At 46.8% G+C, this 17,767-nt stretch carries 21 protein-coding genes; 4 read left to right on the top strand and 17 right to left on the bottom strand.

Annotated features, from left to right (window positions below; genetic code table 11):
- Positions 1–107: 107 nt before the first annotated feature.
- The 3 genes from V9K67_RS23975 to V9K67_RS23965 form a co-directional block, all read right to left on the bottom strand.
- The gene (locus V9K67_RS23975) at positions 108–3,023 is read right to left on the bottom strand and encodes a COR domain-containing protein (protein ID WP_336727088.1); all 2,916 of its coding nucleotides are present in this window, start codon (positions 3,021–3,023) and stop codon (positions 108–110) included.
- 155 nt (positions 3,024–3,178) lie between these two features.
- Positions 3,179–3,601 (bottom strand): S1/P1 nuclease, encoded by a 423-nt coding sequence (locus V9K67_RS23970; protein ID WP_336727086.1) that lies wholly within the window; start codon positions 3,599–3,601, stop codon positions 3,179–3,181.
- A 306-nt stretch (positions 3,602–3,907) separates the two neighbouring features.
- Entirely contained in the window at positions 3,908–4,237 is a 330-nt protein-coding gene (locus V9K67_RS23965; RefSeq protein WP_336727083.1) for a hypothetical protein, read from the bottom strand.
- Positions 4,238–4,522: 285 nt separating this feature from the next.
- Between V9K67_RS23965 and V9K67_RS23960 the strand changes: the two genes are divergently transcribed.
- From V9K67_RS23960 to V9K67_RS23950, 3 genes are all read left to right on the top strand, one after another.
- A complete protein-coding gene (locus V9K67_RS23960) occupies positions 4,523–5,515 on the top strand; it encodes a DUF4365 domain-containing protein (RefSeq protein ID WP_336727081.1) in 993 nt (330 codons plus the stop codon).
- 193 nt (positions 5,516–5,708) lie between these two features.
- On the top strand, positions 5,709–5,960 hold the full coding sequence (locus tag V9K67_RS23955; protein ID WP_336727079.1) for a hypothetical protein: 252 nt from the start codon (positions 5,709–5,711) through the stop codon (positions 5,958–5,960).
- Positions 5,961–6,035: 75 nt separating this feature from the next.
- Positions 6,036–7,028 (top strand): hypothetical protein, encoded by a 993-nt coding sequence (locus V9K67_RS23950; RefSeq protein ID WP_336727078.1) that lies wholly within the window; start codon positions 6,036–6,038, stop codon positions 7,026–7,028.
- Positions 7,029–7,069: 41 nt separating this feature from the next.
- Here V9K67_RS23950 and V9K67_RS23945 read toward each other — a convergent pair whose 3' ends face one another.
- The 5 genes from V9K67_RS23945 to V9K67_RS23925 all read right to left on the bottom strand — a co-directional run bounded on the left by V9K67_RS23945 (position 7,070) and on the right by V9K67_RS23925 (position 10,033).
- A complete protein-coding gene (locus V9K67_RS23945; RefSeq protein ID WP_336727077.1) occupies positions 7,070–7,417 on the bottom strand; it encodes a nuclear transport factor 2 family protein in 348 nt (115 codons plus the stop codon).
- A 62-nt stretch (positions 7,418–7,479) separates the two neighbouring features.
- Entirely contained in the window at positions 7,480–7,899 is a 420-nt protein-coding gene (locus V9K67_RS23940) for a hypothetical protein (protein ID WP_336727076.1), read from the bottom strand.
- 27 nt (positions 7,900–7,926) lie between these two features.
- Positions 7,927–8,397, bottom strand: a complete 471-nt coding sequence (locus tag V9K67_RS23935) for a PH domain-containing protein (protein ID WP_336727073.1) — start codon at positions 8,395–8,397, stop codon at positions 7,927–7,929.
- Positions 8,366–9,277 (bottom strand): hypothetical protein, encoded by a 912-nt coding sequence (locus V9K67_RS23930; RefSeq protein WP_336727071.1) that lies wholly within the window; start codon positions 9,275–9,277, stop codon positions 8,366–8,368. Before V9K67_RS23930 ends, V9K67_RS23935 begins: the two co-directional genes overlap by 32 nt.
- A gap of 45 nt (positions 9,278–9,322) precedes the next feature.
- Positions 9,323–10,033 carry a DUF4099 domain-containing protein gene (locus V9K67_RS23925; protein ID WP_336727070.1) on the bottom strand — a complete coding sequence of 237 codons (711 nt, stop codon included), beginning with the start codon at positions 10,031–10,033 and terminating at the stop codon, positions 9,323–9,325.
- A gap of 44 nt (positions 10,034–10,077) precedes the next feature.
- On the opposite strand from V9K67_RS23925, the gene V9K67_RS27220 reads away from it, so the two are divergent.
- Complete coding sequence (locus tag V9K67_RS27220; protein ID WP_414696804.1) at positions 10,078–10,746, top strand: M23 family metallopeptidase; 669 nt, start codon at positions 10,078–10,080, stop codon at positions 10,744–10,746.
- Here the strand turns inward: V9K67_RS27220 and V9K67_RS23920 are convergent.
- Genes V9K67_RS23920 through V9K67_RS23880 form a run of 9 tightly spaced genes read right to left on the bottom strand, consistent with a single transcriptional unit; the run spans position 10,733 to position 17,663 of the window.
- Positions 10,733–11,107, bottom strand: coding sequence for a helix-turn-helix domain-containing protein (locus V9K67_RS23920; RefSeq protein WP_336727068.1), 375 nt, complete (start codon positions 11,105–11,107; stop codon positions 10,733–10,735). The genes V9K67_RS27220 and V9K67_RS23920 overlap by 14 nt on opposite strands.
- Before the next feature lie 2 nt (positions 11,108–11,109).
- Entirely contained in the window at positions 11,110–13,095 is a 1,986-nt protein-coding gene (locus V9K67_RS23915; RefSeq protein ID WP_336727066.1) for a type IV secretory system conjugative DNA transfer family protein, read from the bottom strand.
- An 11-nt stretch (positions 13,096–13,106) separates the two neighbouring features.
- On the bottom strand, positions 13,107–13,355 hold the full coding sequence (locus tag V9K67_RS23910) for a hypothetical protein (RefSeq protein ID WP_336727063.1): 249 nt from the start codon (positions 13,353–13,355) through the stop codon (positions 13,107–13,109).
- A gap of 33 nt (positions 13,356–13,388) precedes the next feature.
- Positions 13,389–13,901: a hypothetical protein gene (locus V9K67_RS23905; RefSeq protein ID WP_336727062.1), complete on the bottom strand. Its 513-nt coding sequence runs from the start codon at positions 13,899–13,901 to the stop codon at positions 13,389–13,391.
- Positions 13,898–14,842 (bottom strand): conjugative transposon protein TraN, encoded by a 945-nt coding sequence (gene traN / locus V9K67_RS23900; RefSeq protein WP_336727060.1) that lies wholly within the window; start codon positions 14,840–14,842, stop codon positions 13,898–13,900. Before traN ends, V9K67_RS23905 begins: the two co-directional genes overlap by 4 nt.
- Entirely contained in the window at positions 14,839–16,062 is a 1,224-nt protein-coding gene (traM, locus tag V9K67_RS23895; protein WP_336727058.1) for a conjugative transposon protein TraM, read from the bottom strand. Before traM ends, traN begins: the two co-directional genes overlap by 4 nt.
- Positions 16,043–16,480: a hypothetical protein gene (locus tag V9K67_RS23890; protein ID WP_336727056.1), complete on the bottom strand. Its 438-nt coding sequence runs from the start codon at positions 16,478–16,480 to the stop codon at positions 16,043–16,045. Before V9K67_RS23890 ends, traM begins: the two co-directional genes overlap by 20 nt.
- Complete coding sequence (gene traK, locus V9K67_RS23885) at positions 16,458–17,069, bottom strand: conjugative transposon protein TraK (protein WP_336727055.1); 612 nt, start codon at positions 17,067–17,069, stop codon at positions 16,458–16,460. The genes V9K67_RS23890 and traK overlap by 23 nt, the downstream gene beginning before the upstream one ends.
- Positions 17,070–17,087: 18 nt before the next feature.
- Entirely contained in the window at positions 17,088–17,663 is a 576-nt protein-coding gene (locus V9K67_RS23880; protein WP_489753314.1) for a TraJ family protein, read from the bottom strand.
- Positions 17,664–17,767: the final 104 nt, after the last annotated feature.

Genomic DNA, 17,767 nt, shown 5'->3' with positions numbered 1-17,767 from the left:
TAACAAAACAGTCAGATTAAGTACTGGCGATCAACAATTATTATTTTAATTTTTCTCAAAAGTTCAGAGTTGTCATTTTAGCTATTGGTAATTTCAGATAAATAAAATCAGCTGTTACCTACTTCATTTGCTCTTTTCTGGATAGATTCTTTTATTTTTTCAAAGTTATTATTTGAGAGATCCTCCGTTGTTTTAGTATTAATGTCATTTAGGAGAAGTAACAAGTCTCTTATGGCATTCTTTATTGCCTCTATTCGCCGATGCTTACTTTGATCCTCTCCATATTTATTTACTAATTCCTTGGTTTTTGCCTCTAAGATTTCCCAATATTCATAATATTCTCTACGGGCATCAGGATCGTTTAAATTAAGGCTTTCTACACGTATTGGGAAAATTTTTTGCACCAGCTCTTCTTTATTTAACTTGGAGTTCCTAAAAAGTTCATATAGCTCGTACATGCAATTATCAGACTTTAGGTATTTATCACTTATCGCTACTACGACAAAGTCTCCCTTACCAATGCCTTGCATGAACTCAGAGATTAAGCCTTTGTATTCTATATCTTCCTTATCTCTAATAACAAAATAACCATCCTTCTTTAGGCTATTGTATAATTCATCTACAATTTTTTCCCTGTCTTTTCCCCACGCGTAGGAAAAATAAATTTTAGGAATGTAAGGTTCATTAATTTTCATTACTTCTGTTTGGTTATGCTGTTCAAATTTTATACTTTCTTCTTGAGTTAAAAATTGTCTGTAATTTTGAAAATGTACCCAGTTGCCATCCTCTGCTTGTATCATTTCATTTTGAACCGGATGATTTCTTAAGTTTTCTAATAAAATAAAGCTTCTTCCATCTAGAGATACACTTTCCTTTATTTCATTTTCGTCGTGATTGATTCCTGTCAGAAAATATTTGAATTTTGACAATAATCCCATGGGATTCGAGCTTTTAATTCTTATTAATAATTGATGCTCGTTAGGGAAAGTTTCTATCAAAGAGATGCCTTCATTAGTTTTTACTAATACTCCATGTTTCCACATCTCATTTATATTTGACAAATAGCCAATCTTAACAATTAAGCTTTGAATTACGGCTGCGTTTAAAAAGCTGTGCTTATATTTGAAGTAGATGCCTTCCTTGCCATCAAAAGCAAAGGATACAGACTTAGGCTTTTCCTCTGGAAGAAGTTGGGGAGCAATAAACTCCCTTTCATGAAATGCTGTTAAATTAAATTTGTCTTTTTCCTTAAATATTTCAAAGCAAATTTCACACTGTTTCATAAAACTTAAAAATAGTTCCTGCTCTTCTAAATTATATTCTTTCCATGCTTCCTGCAAATCTCCTCCATTAAACATACCATTGCTATGTATTCTTACAAAATTACCTTTGGGGTCAAAAAGGGTATAAACTGCATTAATTGCCCATTTTTGGTCTATTATAATGTGATCGTAAAATAATCCTTTTCTATAGAAAACAACACCAATATTATGTAGGTATTTCAATAAAGTTTCTGTAGAACTTTCATTCAAATTTTGTTTCTTACAGATCTCACTAAACTGCTTTAATGATATTTGCTTTGTATGCTGTTGTTGCATTATTTCAATTTCCTCTCTAACATCATACCACTGCGCAGGCATCTCTATACAGCTTTTTTGAGCTTGTTCTGCTAAAATTTCTTCTATACTTCCCTGGAAATCCCTAAAGCCATTGGCTATACTTTTGCTAGATTCAACAGAGAGTGTTCTCCAAATATTATATTGTTTCTTTTCTTCGTTTGACAGTTGAGGGTACTGTTTTCCAGCTATATCCCTTTTGCTTTGCACTACAATTACTGGACTGTTTTCGCTTTGTGCTTTGATATAGCTGAGCCAATACAGTAATGAGTGGTTTTTGTAAGTTATTGATCTTATGTTGTTTAGTATTTCTTTTTGTTCTGGCTCTTGTTCTATTTTGGCGTCCCATACTAGGATGAACAATGCTGTTGTTTTCAAAAATAGTCTATGCGTGGCATGATATATATCTTGACCCCCAAAGTCCCAAATGTTAATTTGGATTTTTTTAAGTTTGGTTTCTATTGCCAATTCCGGTAATTCCCATTGTCTCAATTGAATGGCATGTGTAGAAGGCTCATTTGGATCAAAAGAATTGTCTAAAAGTCTTTTTACCAGACTGGTTTTTCCTACTCTTCCATTGCCAACTAATATTACTTTAGCTTCATAAATAGGTGTCGTCCCATTATTTAGGTCTTGGAAGTAACTTTTAATATCTGTTAAGCAGTTATATTCACTAAATATTTCTTCAGGTATATTGCGAATAGGATTATTGATTAATGTCAATTCTTCAAGGTGCGTCAAGTTGTTTAGTAAGTTATTATTGAAAACAACAATTTTATTATAGCCTAAATCTAACTGCTTCAACCTTATGAGTTTTACCAAGGGCGAAATGTCATTTATTAGATTATTGTATAAGTTTAATATCTCTAAATTTATAAGTTTTTCTAAAGCAGTGATAACGTTAATTTGATTATTGTATAGATTTAAATTTTGGAGTTTAATTAATTTTTCTAAAGCTGAAATCTCTGTGATTTTATTGTAACTAATGTTTAATGCTTTCAGATTGGCCAAATCTTTTAAAGGAGTAATATCAATAATTTGGTTATAAGCAACTGATAGTACTTGTAGGTTAATTAGTTTCTCTAAAGGAGTAAGATTAGTAAATCCTATTCCAGAGATGTGCAAGGCTTTTAGGCTTTGTAAATTTTCAAAGCTTTTAAAATTACCATTTTCGAAATTGTTAAAGTTACCCGGGCCTCTATGGTGGCTGTGACCAACAACTCTATTTTTTGAAGGTACTGACTCTCCGTTGCTATTAATGTATTCTGAAGATAAATTCAGTTCTTCCAGCCATGTGCATTCAAAAAGCTCATCGGGTATCTCAGTAAGCCAACAATTTCCTAAGTCCAAGAACCTATCTTTGGTCTCTTTGTTTTCTTTTATTAATTGAAGAGCTAATTCATTCATAAAATATAAGCGGTTTCCAAAAACCAAGTTGAAAGGTTATATCAGTTAAATTCTATTATGTTTTATTGTTTGTTTACAGCTCATGAGACCTTTAGAGAGGTTGTAGGCTCCCCCTTATTTAGGTCCACTATTGGGTAGAGGTCAATTTGCAATCTCTACTTCCAAGTGGCCGAAGTTTGGCGAAGCCGACACAGCCACTTCAGGGCGATGACCTTTTCCTCCGTGGTGGCCATGGGATCGCGGAGCGGCTGCTGCATCCGGTTTAAGGCTTCGTATACATTTGCTCCATTCATTCCTTTCACGGCGGCTTCAAAGGCCTTTCGGTCTAAGCCTGACGGCAAGTTTATGTAGTGCCAGGGGCCGGTGCTTTTATACTGTGCTTCTCCACGCACCTCGTCTACCCATGTACTGACTTCAGCAAGGCTGCTGCCGGGAAGCAGGCTTTGCACTGCATATTTTGCCTTGGGGCTCAGGTGGCGATCTGCAATGAGGCCAATGGTGCGGTGGCCCAGACTGCTCCAGGAAAGCATTGTTAGGGAAAACAATACGATAAGGGAGAAACGAACAAGTTTAATCATAAATTCAGGTGTGTAACTATAGCCTAAATAGCTTTGAATTGGTCCCTGCAAGATAAGTCAGAAAAGGGAACGGTTACCGAATGAGCGGGATAGGGTGCCGGGTATTCCTTGGATAGGCGTGCCGGCTCCGGTATGACTTTTTGGGTTCCTGGCACCGGGCTTGGAAGGGTGATGGATGTTTCGAACTTCCGTGGTGCGGATTTTTTCTTTTCACACGTCCTTTTTTCACCGGCCAGGCCTTTCGTTCCACGGGGAGTATGTCGTGACCTTTGACCTATGGGCGGATAAATATATGGTAGTCAAGGTTTAGCATTTAAAGACGTAGTGCATACCATAGACGGCGGACTTGAAGAAGGGGACGGGGCGCCTGGATTTTACCAACTGCAGCTTGTAAAGCACCTGGTCTTTGTCCAGTTCGGTGGGCAAGTGGTTGTGATGTAGGGCAGGATGGGTCAGTTGACGCTCATAATTGGTGAGAGTGCTTAGGCTTTTGCCGGCAACGGAAATCGGGCGCTCCATCTCCTTGTCAAGCTCCTGGAAACTGGCTATCTTAGCACATGCCTGCTGTTCAGCTGTTACATAATCATGGGCTGCTGTGTGCAAGCGGTAGTTTGTTTCGTTTGCGTGAAAAAGCATTGGGTCATGTAAAACAAAGCCTCTTTATTCTTGATAGGAGGCTTCTTCCAGCTACCCTTGGTTTAGGAAAACATGCGGCTTGCCGCTATGCCGGCAGTCACAATGCAGCATCAGCTTGTATATCGCTGTTCGGCTATAGTTACGGCTGACCGATTGCAGATGAACAATAGAATAAATTTTGTACTTTGATTTTCTTTTTGGCTTCGGTTGCCTGGCTGAAGATTATAAATAAAGGCACAGCAGCAAGCCGTTAACCGTTGGGCGTCACTTTAAACAAATTCCTTTATGGCAAATATAAAGCGAAGAGTTTTTCAGCACATAATGGAAGATGACTCTTATCAATTGATCAAGAAGTTGCTTCCTAAAGAATGGGTAATTCGTGAATTCAACAGGCCTGACTACGGGATTGACTTAGTAATTGAGTTGTTTGATAAAGTAGATGAGCAGTATTCCGAGACACTTGGAGAATTCATTTATGTCCAAGTCAAATCGGTAAAAAGCATTGAGATAGCAAAAGAGAAAATATTCAATGTTGGGAATGTTGCTAAGGGTTCCTGGAGAGAAGACAAATCTGAATATGCTGAAATTGATGTAGTAAAATATGTTTTCGACACGAATTCGCTTTATACGATACAATCCTTAGGCGCAAGTGTATCTGTATTGTTGTTTGTTGCCGACTTAAATACAGAGAACGTATATTTTATCTGCATCAATGATTACATTGATAAGATTCTCTTGCCGAAAAATCCGAATTACTCAAACCAAGAATCCATTACTTTGACTATCCCCGCTTTAAATAACTTACAAAATAAACCAATCTCAAATACCGCATTAAAATTTTACGGGAAACGGGCAAAGCTGCTTTCCGCATTTTCAAAATTTGCCTATCAAAAAAATGAAATTGCATACGTATTTGGGTATAAGCTTTATCCCATATGGACATACCGAGATGAACTTGAAAAGAATAAATCTTATGAAAGTGAGGAAGTTAGAACTATGCTGCTATATTTTATAAGCCAGATAGAAGATTTGGACATTTGGGAACATACAGAATGGGCCATTTTACCGGAGGCAAGAAGAGATCTTTTGAAAATAAAAACATTATTAAATGACAATCATGATTTGAACTTAATAAGGGATAAGGTAATTGTACTATGGCATCAGTTGACAAACCTTGGGACAATGTATGAAGAGCTATGCAGAGAGCGGTTTTTACCCAAAATGATTAGCTTAATGACTTCTTACCCAACAACACCAGATAGAATAAAAGCAAAATAACAAAGCGAATGTACAACATTTGCTTGCCAAAACAACTGCTGAAAATTAACTATGAGGCTAACGAACAATTTGTTTACTTTAGAGCTTACTTCAAAGCCTGTGCTGCCAATGCCGCTACTTCGGCAAGCAGTATGACGTTAGGCGTCAAATCCTGTCTTGGTGAATTGCTATTGTTGTTAAAATATTAAAATGAATGGATCCGATTGAGGTTTTAAAGAAAAGGTTTGAAGCACAAGGGTGTGTAGTCGAGCTTTTAGAACGAATTTCCCAAACGTTGGGGACGGATAGTCAAATTTATAAGAATACGCATAAAAGTATCAAAGTTGCAATTCCCCAAGAAAGGGAGTTTAAAACCATCTTTATTTCTGATAACGATAATCTTTCTGAGATAGAATTAGCTGGGATAGAGAAATTTAGATTCTTAAATGGCTATGAGGGAATATGATCTAAGGAGCTTGCTATAATAGAATGTGAGTTAGACAATGAGCAAGCAAGCATCTTTTTTCAGGAGGAAATTAGAATGTTTGAAGCTTCGAATGTATTTAAAGCATTTACAGTTCATAACCTTCCGGATAAACGAAAGGAAAGGAAAGTCATTGAGTATCCTCCCCTAAAGAATGGATTAAAAATTTCATTGGGTGATTGTAGCTATCAATATGAATTATTGGAGTATCTCCAAAGGAAGCTGTATAACCAAATGAATAATAGAACTTTCACAATTCGATTGGAAGGAACGTCAGCTGTAACCCATAAGGAAGCAGTGGAACTATTGTTAAGGTTTTCGAATTCGATCTTTTTTCATTTTGATTTATTAACTAGTGTCCCTTTGAAGTTAGCATTACCGAGGCGGTTTCAAAGGAAAATGGACATTCAATCCCTTACTTATGGTGATAAAGTGACCTTTTCTAGCCCTAAGTTTGAGTATGATGCGGCGCCACTTTCTTTATACATGTATGCCAGGACTTCATCAGAAATGCCATTATTGCAATATTTAGGCTTTTACCAAATTTTAGAATTTTATTTTCCTGTGTATTCTTTGGATGAGGCTAGGAGAAAAATTAAAAATTTTATAAAGAATCCATTGTTTGATGTTAATAAGGAGGCCGATGTAGCTCATATTGTAAACCTTATTAAATTTTCTAGTAAAGGGCGAACTATAGGTGATGAACGTTCTCAGCTTAAAGCTACAATTCAAGGGATAGTTGATCAGCAAGCGCTGCTTGACTTTTTTAATGAAGATTCCTCTCGTAGAGATTTTTTCGATCAACAAAAAAAGAATAGGGGAATAGCTAAGCAAATGATAAATTTTAATTCTCCGGATAATGACATACGAATGGATGTTGCCCTTCGTATTTATGAGATTCGCTGTAGAGTAGTACACTCGAAGGATGATGAAAACTTTGATCTATTATTGCCATTTTCAAAAGAAGTAATGGAAATGGATTTTGATCTTAGGCTTATTGAATTTTTAGCGCAAAAAGCACTTATTGCCGCCAGTAGACCTTTGATTTGATTAGTTAATTGCAAAGCAGAAACTGCAAGCTAAATTTATGATTAGTTTAATCCCGCAACAAGCCATTTCCCATTGCTTTTTATCATTTTCACCTTGATAAACTTATCAGGTTTTCCTTTTACTATCATTTTAACTTTGACCATAGACAGGTCCCCGACGGTATGTTCTTCTACTACTTCATGTTCAAAGTATTCGTTCATATTTCGGGTGGTATATGAGGCAAACAGGTTAGTGACAGCAGTTTTCATTTCCGGTGTACAAACTTTGAGAGCGCTTTCAAGCTTTTTATAATTAAGGTCATCAAAAAATTTGTCAGCGATTTTTTGAGGGGCAGGAGAGCAGGCGGTAAGAAAGAAAAGCAAGCTGTATAATAAAACCTTTATTTTCATCTTCCTCAATTTATACACCCAATTTAAATTATTTAATATTATTCATCTTAAGCAGTTAACCTTTACGGCTTGAAAGTCCACTCTTTGGAAATCAACTGCCCTTCATTTACCGGCATAAGGTTCACTAATGAGGAATCGATAAGCGTATTATTTCGGTAAAACTTAAATTGGACTTGTGCTGACTGATTGTAGTTGCCAGTCCATCCGTAATGAAAAGAGCATTCAAGATGAACTAAAGGTTCCGGAGAAACAAAAGTGTATGCCGTATCTGAAATATCTTCATCGATAAGAAGGGTGGCTGATTTTCCCGAATTCTGGTAAACCATAGACGGCGCCAAAGTGAGCTCACGCACATAATCTTTATAGTTTCCTCGCTGAATTACCTCGACCTTGAAGGAGGCGGTTTTTTCCCCATCGGTTGATTTTTTACAGCCTGTGGCCCACAAGAGGGAAAAAAGGCAGAGTTGAATCATCCGTTTCATAAAAGAAGAGTTTAGAGTGAGGTAATGTTATTGATCGTCAAGCGTGTAGACCCGGTTGTTCCGTCTGCAATTCAGCACCATTTGGCGAACCCTGTCAGGAAGATCTGAAAAAGGAATGCCTGTCATGGAAAAGAAGGGTGAGGTGAGGTCGGTAGTGATCATGGTGAAATTCATGATCCGGAATACCCGCATCAGCAGGCTTTGCTTCACTACAAAATCCCGGACCCGGTACAGCTCCAGGTAATCGGTACGCCGGGAGAAAATTCCTTTTTGGGATTTGATCTGGTCGGCGGTGATATAAAACACCTGGGCCCGGGTGCAGGCATATTGGTAGGCGAAAGCCAGCAGGAATACAAAAGAAAAGCCCAGCAGGGGGAGCATGTGCAAGTAAGCATGGGCTATGCTGCTGAATAAGAAAAGAAGCAGGGTTGGAGTTGCCTGTATTAAGGCATAGGCCGGGGTGGGTCTAATGATCAGTGTATCCTGTTTTTGGCTCATAACGGGCTGTTTTTCGGTTAACGTGCATCTGGTTGAAGCTCCGGGCTTGCACCGGCTTCAGGGCCTTTAAAATGGGCCTAAGGCCGGTTTTCCTGCGGAAGGCAGCCAGGGAGCAGGTGGCCGGATCGAGCGGGTATTCCCTGCCATCCAGGGTGATGGTAAGGTGGCCGTCATTTTTTAAAACGGAGTACTCTTTATTCATTAGGATACATGCGACTTCAATATCGTAGAGATTGCCCTGGAAATCATTGGTGAACCCGGTGGTAAAACGGGCGCCGGGGAAAGCGGCTGCCAGGCGGAGGAGCTGGCCCTGCGCAGGGGAACCACCCAAGGAAACAAAGGCGCAATTCTCCACCAGCAGCTTTTGGTGGTAAAGTTCAAAAAAACTAAGGGCGTCGACAGCGGCCTCAAAAAGAAAAATATCCGAAATATTGGAAGGGCAGGAGAAACGGGCGCACCAGCAGCCTTCCTGCCGGTCCGTTCCTGGGGCGTTGCCCCGGAATTGGTAGTGCTCCAGCTCCAGGCCAACAATCTCCGCCTCGCTGCCCGGCAGGGTAAAGGGAAACGCCAGGCTTTGGTTCCCGGACCACCAGCGAGTATAGGAAACGGTCCGTATAAAAGGAAGGAAAAGCCGGAGGGTTTCGGGAGTGATTTTCCGCTCCTCCCTAAGGTAGCCCAGCCCGGGCAGGGAAGGAGGGTGGCAGCTCCAGTCCCCCAGGGAAAAAACGCAAGGTTGCCCACAGTCAGGTTCCTCGCTGGGTACAGTCCTTTTGGTGACAACCTCCCTGTTCCTGCCCGTGGCCGCTGCCGGCGGAGTAGAATGCCCTGAAGACCCGGAGGTATGGGCATTGGTTTCCTTTTGGGAAAAACTGTTGTCCATGAACTCCTTTTTGAAGGTATGCGAAAGGAGGTGGGGGGCCAGAAGTTAGCGGTGAGGACCCCTGTTTTGCTGGGAGTGCTTGGGTGCGGAAGGCTTTTCCCCACGCCCGGGCGCCTGTTTCTGGTATTTTTCTACCTCCTGGAGCAGTCCCGCCACCGAAATTTTGAGGCCATTGTCCAAGACAAAGGTTGAAGCCTTGCCAGAAAAGCCCAGTACGTTTCTCAAGTCCAGGCGAATCTTTTCGCCCCCTACTTCCACGGTGCGCCCGTGGCACCAGTCCTCCCGCTGCCCTTCGGTAAGGGTGATGTTGTTGATCTGCCGGGGAAGGACGATGTCGGAAATGGGTTTGCCTACGAATTCCCGGGTTTCCGGGTCATACTGGACCAGGAAGTTTTCCCTTCGCCCGTTGGACCAGGTGAATTCTTTTTCAAGGGTGTCCCTGCGGTTTTGCACCAGGTCCTCCATTTCTTCGGCCGAGAGGTTAAAGACATTGGGTGGTTCGTTCAGGACGGGATGGTAACGCAGGACAGCGGCGCCGTCCGGGTTGCGCCCCAGGCTTAGCTTTACGTCCAGGTCCGGGATGACTCCGCCGCCCTCCACCTGGATTTCCTTGATATGGATCAGGCTCGTCCTGCGTCCTGACAACAGGGCAGACAGCTCCACGCTGGGAAGTTTAAGGACCCGGTCCCGGTCGAAGCCGATCTGTTTAAATTGGTCGAAAGGCAGTTCTTGTGCTTCGAATTTCATCTTAAACATATTTGACCTAAATTTAATAATTTTACAAATGACTTGAATGAAAAATGCCTTTCGCGAAAATAATTATACTAACGTCCTGTTTGGTTTTTTCTAGCTTGCCAGCATTTACCCAACTATTCAATACGATTCGCGGGGAGATGCCCCTGCAGCCTGCACCGGATACGTCGTTGATTCTTGCCGATCCTTTACCCGTATTGGCGAAAAAGGATAGTGCTGCCAGGAAAATGGAGAAAAGGAATATACCTTCTCCCGGACAGCAGCTTTTCCCGTCCGGGGCCGTTCTTTCCCTACCCCTCCGGGAGCTGAAACTGACCAGTCGCTTTGGTTACCGGAAGCACCCCCTGGAAGGAAATCGGAAGTTTCATTCCGGTATTGACCTAGCCGCCCAAAGGGACTCGGTCTACAGCATCCTGCCCGGCCTGGTTCAGGAAAGGGGTTATGATCCCCGCCTAGGTAACTTTGTCCGGGTGAGGCACGGCGAACTCACCAGCGTGTATGGGCATTTGTCTCAACTACTGGTACAGGAAGCCGATTTGGTAGCCGGGGGCCAGGCAATTGGCATAACTGGTGCTACCGGCAGAGTCACGGGAGAACACCTTCATTTTACCCTCCGTATCCAAAACCGCTGCGTGGACCCGGTTCCCTACCTGCTGGCGCTTTGCCGGGCGCAGCTGGCCCAAAAAGGGTCTCCCAAAAAGCTTATACTACGCTGACTGTTTCCAACAGGTGCAGCAGGTCCTTTAGGTCCCGAAGCTCCTGCTCGTCCGCCCGTTCCTTTCGTTCCAATAGTGAACGGAGTCGCTCCTGGGCGATGCTGCGGTACGTGTTGGAGCTGCCGCTCTCCAGGATGGTATCTGGGGAAAAGTGGTCGGAAAGGAAGCCGTCCATGTTGAATTTGGACTTGTAAAAGTTGATCATCGTCAGCAGCATCTTCAAACTGCCGCCTTCCCCCAGTTCCATGCGGGAAATAATGTTCTGGCTCGTTTCGCATTGTTCCGCCAGCTCCTCCTGCGACAACCCCGCTTTCTGGCGGAGGGCCTTCAGCCTGTTTCCTATTTCCTGGATCGACAGCATCTTTAATGGGTATTAGTGGTTTGTTTGCAATGGTAGATGATTTGACCAATCTCCCGGGTAATCCTCAGGAAGTTTTCGGTCAGCAGCCTGCTTTTTTGCTCATCTGTCCCGAAATTATAGAAAATAGGGGTTGTCCTGTAGTGCGCCCGCTCTCTTTTTATCTCTTCCATGTTTATGTTGATCCGGCCGTTGAAAGCCGAGGTGCAGAACCGGCCGTTAAAGGAGTCGTCGGCTTCCTGGGCGATCAGCCCCACCAGCTCCCCGGAGCGGAGGTGGGCGATCTTGCTGCCCGGAATGAGCGGGTCCATCCGTTCGCTGCGGTTCAGGGAGGTTTTGCTGCGGTCGATGGACAGGCCGGCGGAGACCTGCTTGCTTTTGCCAAACAGTTTTTCCAGCCAGTCCAGGGTTTCGCGGTCCCGGGCCGATCCTGACAGGATGTTGCCCACCACCGAGACGATGGTCTGGGCGGCTTCCTTGCCGTATTGCAGGCGGAACTGGGGTAGTTCCTGCAGGCCCATCAGCACTGCCACCCGGTTGCTGCGGGCTGTGGCCATCAGGTTTTCCACCCGGTGGAGGTAGAGGGTCGGCACCTCGTCAAGTACCAGGGCGCAGGGCAGGTTGCCCCGGGAGTTTACCAGTCGCGCCAGGCGGTTCAGGACCACCGAATAGCAGGCGCTGTTGATGTTCTGGTTGTTGGGGTCATTGGCCAGCACTAGTACGGAGGGATGTTCCGGATTGCTAATCCTTAGGTCCACGTCATCACCGGAGAACACCCAGAAGGTTTCTTTCGTGGCCAGGCGGGAGATGTTGATTTTCAGGGTACCGACCTGTCCCTCCAGCTGGTCGAACGCCCGGTTCTGAAATGCGGACTGGAAAGGGGAAAGGAGACTTTGGAGTTCCGGTTCGGAAAACAGGACCGCGAATATGTCCTCGTAGGGCCGGTTTACGAAGGCCAGCACATGGGCCAGGCTGGAAAAGCGGCCGCCCTTGTAGCGGCTCAGAAAGAAGATCACTGACGCCAGGAAGTTGATGGCCGACTGGTGGAAGAACTGGTCGTTGCCGCCTCCTTTTTCACCTTTGCGCAGGGCTTCCACCAGGGATTCGGCGGTTTCGGCCGCATCGGCCAGGGAGGTAATGTAGTCGGCTTTGAGGGGGTTGACCCGCCGGCTTTTTTCCAGCTCGCCCAGGTTAATGACATGGAAGCGGTAGTCCTTCAGGGCGCCGCCCTTTTTGCCCCACAGGTAGTGCAGGTAGGCGATCTCGGCCAGGTCCGGGAACTTGTAGTCGTAGACCAGCATGGAAAAGCCCTTGGCCAGCAGTTGCCGGATAAAGGGATGGACGACGGAAAAGGATTTTCCCGATCCCGGTGTGCCGATGACTAGGCTGCCGCGGAAGGGATTGAGGATATTAACCCAGCCCCGCCGCACCCGCCCCTTGAAATAAAACTGAAGGGGCAGGTTAATGGAGTAAGGGGTGTCTATTCTTCGCAGGGGCTGCTCGAAGGATTCGTTTTCCACGTTCCAGCGGTCGGTCCCGATGCGGGCTTTCACCAGGCAGGAAATATTGGCCATGCCGATGTGCACCAGTACTGCGCCGGTAAAGGAAGAAAGGATATAGCCGGCCTCGAACCAGGTTACAAAGCTGAAGAAAAAGGGAGGCCGGTTGAAAAAGAAAAATAGCGTGCTGCCAAAGAACAGCAAAAGGCCAGAGAACAGGGGCAGGGCAATCCTGGTTTTGGGGTCCAGGTCCGGGTTCTTCCGCCACAAGGATCCCATGCCTGCCAAGGTAAGGAGCAGCAGGATAAACAGCTTGCTATAGAAAACGGAGCGGTAAATGGGCAGCTTCGCGAGCTTTTCCAGCAGGAAGGTCCCGTGCCCCCACCAAGGCGCCCCGCTGTAAAAAAGAATAGCGATTTCCAGGGTGATCATCCCATAGGCGGCTCCCTGCAGCAGCAGGTGCAGCTTTTGCCGTGCTCTGGAGTCTTCCATAGCGGTTTCATTTAGTCTTGGGTCAATGGAGCGGCGGGAGCTGCTTCGAGCTGCCTGCGCAGCTCTTCGATCACTTCCTTTTGTTGGCGGATCAGGTCATGGGAATTTTGTACTTCTTCTCCCAGTTCTTTGACCAGGTTTTTCTTTTCCAGCCATTTGAGGCGCAGGCGGGCATAGGCCACAAAGCAAAGGTTGTTCAGCAGGGACACCAGGACGATGACCACCAGGCTGGACAAAAGTGTGGGCAGGTATACATTCATGGCGCAGGAATTTAAGGGTGTAAGAAAAGGGTGTTAGTTTACGGGCAGCCGGATGCCGGCGCCCAGGCCCGCGTACCCGTTTTTTCCCGGAGCGCGGAAGAGGTAGCCGCCCCTGGGCTGCAGCAGCAGTTCCCAGCCGCCGGCAAAGCTGTGGGTAAACTCCAGGCCTGCCTGCGGGCCGACAACAAAAGTGCCGGCGGTGGTGCCTGCCGTGGCTGCCAGCAGGAAGCGAAAGGAGTTGTTTTTTCGGCGCAGCAGGATCTTTTTGTACGCCACACCTCCCAATATAGCATAGTGCTCCTCCCGAACTTCTGTTGTTTCTTTGGACAGCACCGGCAGGGAGCGGTGGTAACGGCGACCTTCCACAAAAAAGCTGTAAGCACCGTGGTCCTCCCGGGCTATGTCCAGGAACAAGCCCCCAAAATAGCTGTGTTGGTAATAGTCCCCGCCGTAGGCGCCTGCATAACGATAGCCTGCCTGGCTGGCTGCCTGCAGGAAAAAGCAACTGAAAAAGGCACTGATCCAAAGGCGGCTAAGCGGTTTCATAACTGGTCAGCGTTTAAAATGTCGGAATAATCAATCGAAAGGGTGATCACCCGCCCGGAGATCTGCTTTTCAGACAGCTCTACGGACAGGACCTTGTTGTCCGGAAAAGTGAACTTATGGAACACGAAGACGTTGCGGTACTGATTTTTAAAGTTCTTCGGGTTGTTGAGGAGGTAGACCGGCTTGATCTCCACGTCCTGGGAGTTGGTAGCCTTGACAATTTTCTTGTCCCGGATCTTGAACCGCACCGCGTCCACGTCGTAGCGGATACGGGATTTGTTGCGGAAGGACAGGTCGATAAAGAAGTATTCCCCCACGGTAAAAATATTGTTCAGGCGGGCTTCCATCCGGTAGGCCTTGGCCGCCACGTTGTGGTAAGAGGGCTTCTTTTTCAGCACGTTGATGCTGAAACGGTAGAAATCTTCCGTGGACAGGGAATATTCCGGCAGCGTGATGGGCGTGATCTTCAGGGGCTCGATGGTCACCTGGGTGCTGGCCCTGTCCGCCGGGGCGTACACCAGTTTGTACTGCATAAAGTACTTCTGGCCAACGATGGTCACCGTGGAGGTTTCCGCGGGTATGTTTTCCGCCACGGGTTTCAGGCGCAGGATGGTCTTTACCGGCAGGTCCCCCTGCACCTTGTTAGTCGAGATGTCCACGTACTGGATGGGCTCGGGGGAGATGAAATGCGTGGTCACGTCCTTGTTGATATAAACCACTGCCAACCGCATTTGTTTGGCCGTATCGGCAACCGGCCCCGCCGCCGCCGATGTGCTGGTCGAAGAAAGGTTTTTTGCCGGCGGGCTTTTTTTTGCTGTGGCGGCTGGGGAGGCGGTACGCTTTTGTGTCGGCGTTCCCCCTTTGCGTACCGACGTTTGGGCGGAAGAAACCAAAAAGCATAGGGCCAGGGTAGCCGTCAGAATTTTGTGTATTGTTGTCATGGTGTATCTTTTTTGGGGACGAGATAAACAATGGTGCTGTATTTCAGGCGGGCCTTGTTCTTCCGGATCAGGCTGGAAGCGGCCGTGGTAGTAGACTGAAAGACGCGGTTAACCACCCCGGTAACCACCTCGTTGCCGTTTTCGCCGGTATTGGGAATGCCTTCAATGGCGCCGCTGCCCAGGTCCTTGGTGAATTCCCGGTAGGAAGAGCCCGGCACGTACAGGCCCAGCAGGGCATCTTTATCGTACACGTAAAGCTCCACCGGGACGATCTCCTCCTCCAGCATAACCGAGGTAACAGTGATGTTGACCCGTTGGGACTGGAAGCCCGATACGAGGCCGTACAGGTAGGTGCCCTTGGGAATGAGGTTTTCCCCTGCCTGGATATCATCCAACAGGCGGATACGTACCCGGCTGCCCGGTGTGGCGGTGATGTTTTCGTCCAGCATTGCTTTGATGTAGGGGTCGGTTTTGTTGGGCGTCACGGTATTGAACGTGCTGATGTTCGGCCCGCCTACCTTTTTTACGGGCAAAGGCTTGGTGCGCTCTTTCTTTTGTGGCGCTGGTTTTATTTGTCCAGCAGGCGGCGCGGGGCTGCGTTGCAGCTCCAGGGAATCCAGGTAAGCCATTTGGGCGCGGAACAGGGACATTTTGCCCTCCACTTCGTCCTGTGGGTAGGAGGCGTTCGTTTGCCGTCGAGGGGCCGGCCCTGTTGGCGACGGACCGTTTGAATACCTATTCAGTTCGGCGATGGCCCGCTGCAGTTCCTCTTCGCTGTTCTGTGAGCCTTCCTGCCTTGCCGGGGCTTCAGGGCCGGTAGGATTGGTGGGATAGCCCGCCCCAAACTGGCTTTGCCGGCTCAGGATAGAAGATTTCAGCGAGTCCATGGTCTTCAGCTCCTGGGAAGTATAACTCCCGGCTGTAGTGTCCCCTCCTTGATCATTGGCCCCGAGGTGCTGGAGGTCCGTACTGGCCCCTTGCTTGAACCGGTCCTTATAGGCTTCGAACTTGTCTTTCAGCTCCCCCGAAGAGATCTTGTCAGAGGGCTCTGGGAAGCGGGTGTTGAAGCGGGACGTATCCTCTACGCCAGCCCCTGTTTGCTTGCCTTCTTTTGGCTGCTCGAAGCTTTTGAAGGCGTAAAACAGCAGGCATAGGAACGGCAGGGCAATCAGCGGGATCACGTATTTGGGCTGGTTGAATTTAATCGGTCGGGATTTCATGTTGCAGGTTTTTGATTTGTTCCCCTGTTTGGATGATAAAAATGCTGTCCTCCCGGCTCAGGCTGGGCTTTGCCAGGACACGCTCCATGGCAGCCCGCAGCCGCATCAGCTCTTCCAGCTGGCGGATAGCCCTGGCAGGGTCGCGGCTTTGTTGCCGGATGGTGTCGAAGGCTTCTTCGAGGGTAGGGCCGGGGATATCGTGTCGTGTCGCCGGTCCCCGCAGCAGGGTAAAGCGCAGGACGATGCTTCCAAGAATAATGGCGATCATCAGGAGAAAAATCCCTTTGGGATAGCGGGACAGGAAAGAAGAAAACTTCCGCCTGCTTCCGTTCATCACCCAGCCGAACTCGTTTCGGAGGTCATCCCGGATGGCCCGAAAGGTGACTTTCTTTTCGCTAAAAGTTATTTTTTTCAACATGGTCGAGGTCTTTATTTTTTAAAGTCTTCCAGTTGCGGATCAGCACCCCGTGGGGATTGTTTTCCGTGCGTGGCACGTCTTCCAAAAAACCTTCGGTGACCAGGGCGCGGATAACTAGGTTGGAGGGGCGCTCGATCCGTTGTTTGCCGTAATAGGTAAAATGGTGGCCGCCCCCATCCAGCACAATGGAATCAGTGGAGAGGGTCAGGACCGCAGAAGAAGATATGATGTTGTTGAGGTAACCGCTCTCCTTCAGGTTGTTGTACTGCGCAACGCCACTTTCGTCCACGAGGTACATGGCCTTTTTCATCTGGTTCTGGATGAACTCGTTGTCTGCGGCCAGGGTAAAGAACAGGGAGTGGAAGCGCTCGACGTTGGCCCGGTATTCCACGGGCCGGTTTTCCATCACATCGGTCTGCCGGGCCAGCAGGGGTACGCCGTTGTCAATCACGTAGATCTTTTTGCGTTCCTGGCGGATCAGGCTGAAGAAAAACAGGTAGCTGACAATCACCAGGATGATGGCCGAGGCAAAGCTGCCCAGGGAAACCAGTTTGGCCAGTTGGACCTTTTGCTCAATGTCGCGTATCATATTGTTGCTTTTGCTTGATTAAATGCCGGCCATGGATTTGCCGGCTTTGACAACCGTGGTGGTGCCTGCCGTTACCGTGCGGCCGGCGGTACTGGCGGCCGAGCTGATTCCAGCGGTGGTCACGATCCAGGTAGAGATGGCGGGAACGGTCAGCATGGCGGCAGAACCCACCAGCAAGGCTACCAGGAAATACCCCAGCGTGCCCGGAGAATAGTAAGCGGCCCATGCCTGGAAGGTGATTTCCTGGTTAGAATCCAGCAGGTATTTGAACTTATTGTTTTCCAGTTGAAGGCAGAATAGCACCAGTGACATGGTGACGTTCAGCACCAGGTAGGCGATCCCCGAATAAAACGAGACAGAAATAAAGCGGCTGATCCAGGTGACGTAGGCATCACGGAAGGCCGGTAGAATAGAAATGGCAAAGGAGATCGGCCCCAGGATGATCAGGATGGCCGAGAACACAATCTGCAGGAACATGACGAGGTAGACGCAGGCCCGGAACAGGCAAAGCACCAGGTATTCGATGATCTTGCCGATGCTGAAAGTTAGTTCCGCACGCATGAAGGCAAAGGTGGAAATCACGCTGTTCCACATTTTCTTCAAAGAGTCCCATAATTCCTTTATAATACTCCCGGTTTTTTGGACAGGCAATTAAAGTAGATATTTGTAAACTTTTAAACCTGTCAAATGAGTAAAAC

This window comes from Huijunlia imazamoxiresistens, from assembly GCF_037132455.1.
GTDB classification, from domain to species: domain Bacteria; phylum Bacteroidota; class Bacteroidia; order Chitinophagales; family Chitinophagaceae; genus Flavisolibacter; species Flavisolibacter imazamoxiresistens.
Note: the sequence above shows the minus strand (reverse complement) of the source record. Positions and strands in the feature narration are given on the sequence as shown.

Bases quoted from the DNA above. Each gene is read 5' to 3' on its own strand.
- V9K67_RS23975 (WP_336727088.1), bottom strand. From the start codon at position 3,023: ATGAATGAATTAGCTCTTCAATTAATAAAAGAAAACAAAGAGACCAAA.
- V9K67_RS23970 (WP_336727086.1), bottom strand. From the start codon at position 3,601: ATGATTAAACTTGTTCGTTTCTCCCTTATCGTATTGTTTTCCCTAACA.
- V9K67_RS23965 (WP_336727083.1), bottom strand. From the start codon at position 4,237: ATGCTTTTTCACGCAAACGAAACAAACTACCGCTTGCACACAGCAGCC.
- V9K67_RS23960 (WP_336727081.1), top strand. From the start codon at position 4,523: ATGGCAAATATAAAGCGAAGAGTTTTTCAGCACATAATGGAAGATGAC.
- V9K67_RS23955 (WP_336727079.1), top strand. From the start codon at position 5,709: ATGGATCCGATTGAGGTTTTAAAGAAAAGGTTTGAAGCACAAGGGTGT.
- V9K67_RS23950 (WP_336727078.1), top strand. From the start codon at position 6,036: ATGTTTGAAGCTTCGAATGTATTTAAAGCATTTACAGTTCATAACCTT.
- V9K67_RS23945 (WP_336727077.1), bottom strand. From the start codon at position 7,417: ATGAAAATAAAGGTTTTATTATACAGCTTGCTTTTCTTTCTTACCGCC.
- V9K67_RS23940 (WP_336727076.1), bottom strand. From the start codon at position 7,899: ATGAAACGGATGATTCAACTCTGCCTTTTTTCCCTCTTGTGGGCCACA.
- V9K67_RS23935 (WP_336727073.1), bottom strand. From the start codon at position 8,397: ATGAGCCAAAAACAGGATACACTGATCATTAGACCCACCCCGGCCTAT.
- V9K67_RS23930 (WP_336727071.1), bottom strand. From the start codon at position 9,277: ATGGACAACAGTTTTTCCCAAAAGGAAACCAATGCCCATACCTCCGGG.
- V9K67_RS23925 (WP_336727070.1), bottom strand. From the start codon at position 10,033: ATGTTTAAGATGAAATTCGAAGCACAAGAACTGCCTTTCGACCAATTT.
- V9K67_RS27220 (WP_414696804.1), top strand. From the start codon at position 10,078: ATGCCTTTCGCGAAAATAATTATACTAACGTCCTGTTTGGTTTTTTCT.
- V9K67_RS23920 (WP_336727068.1), bottom strand. From the start codon at position 11,107: ATGCTGTCGATCCAGGAAATAGGAAACAGGCTGAAGGCCCTCCGCCAG.
- V9K67_RS23915 (WP_336727066.1), bottom strand. From the start codon at position 13,095: ATGGAAGACTCCAGAGCACGGCAAAAGCTGCACCTGCTGCTGCAGGGA.
- V9K67_RS23910 (WP_336727063.1), bottom strand. From the start codon at position 13,355: ATGAATGTATACCTGCCCACACTTTTGTCCAGCCTGGTGGTCATCGTC.
- V9K67_RS23905 (WP_336727062.1), bottom strand. From the start codon at position 13,901: ATGAAACCGCTTAGCCGCCTTTGGATCAGTGCCTTTTTCAGTTGCTTT.
- traN (WP_336727060.1), bottom strand. From the start codon at position 14,842: ATGACAACAATACACAAAATTCTGACGGCTACCCTGGCCCTATGCTTT.
- traM (WP_336727058.1), bottom strand. From the start codon at position 16,062: ATGAAATCCCGACCGATTAAATTCAACCAGCCCAAATACGTGATCCCG.
- V9K67_RS23890 (WP_336727056.1), bottom strand. From the start codon at position 16,480: ATGTTGAAAAAAATAACTTTTAGCGAAAAGAAAGTCACCTTTCGGGCC.
- traK (WP_336727055.1), bottom strand. From the start codon at position 17,069: ATGATACGCGACATTGAGCAAAAGGTCCAACTGGCCAAACTGGTTTCC.
- V9K67_RS23880 (WP_489753314.1), bottom strand. From the start codon at position 17,663: ATGTGGAACAGCGTGATTTCCACCTTTGCCTTCATGCGTGCGGAACTA.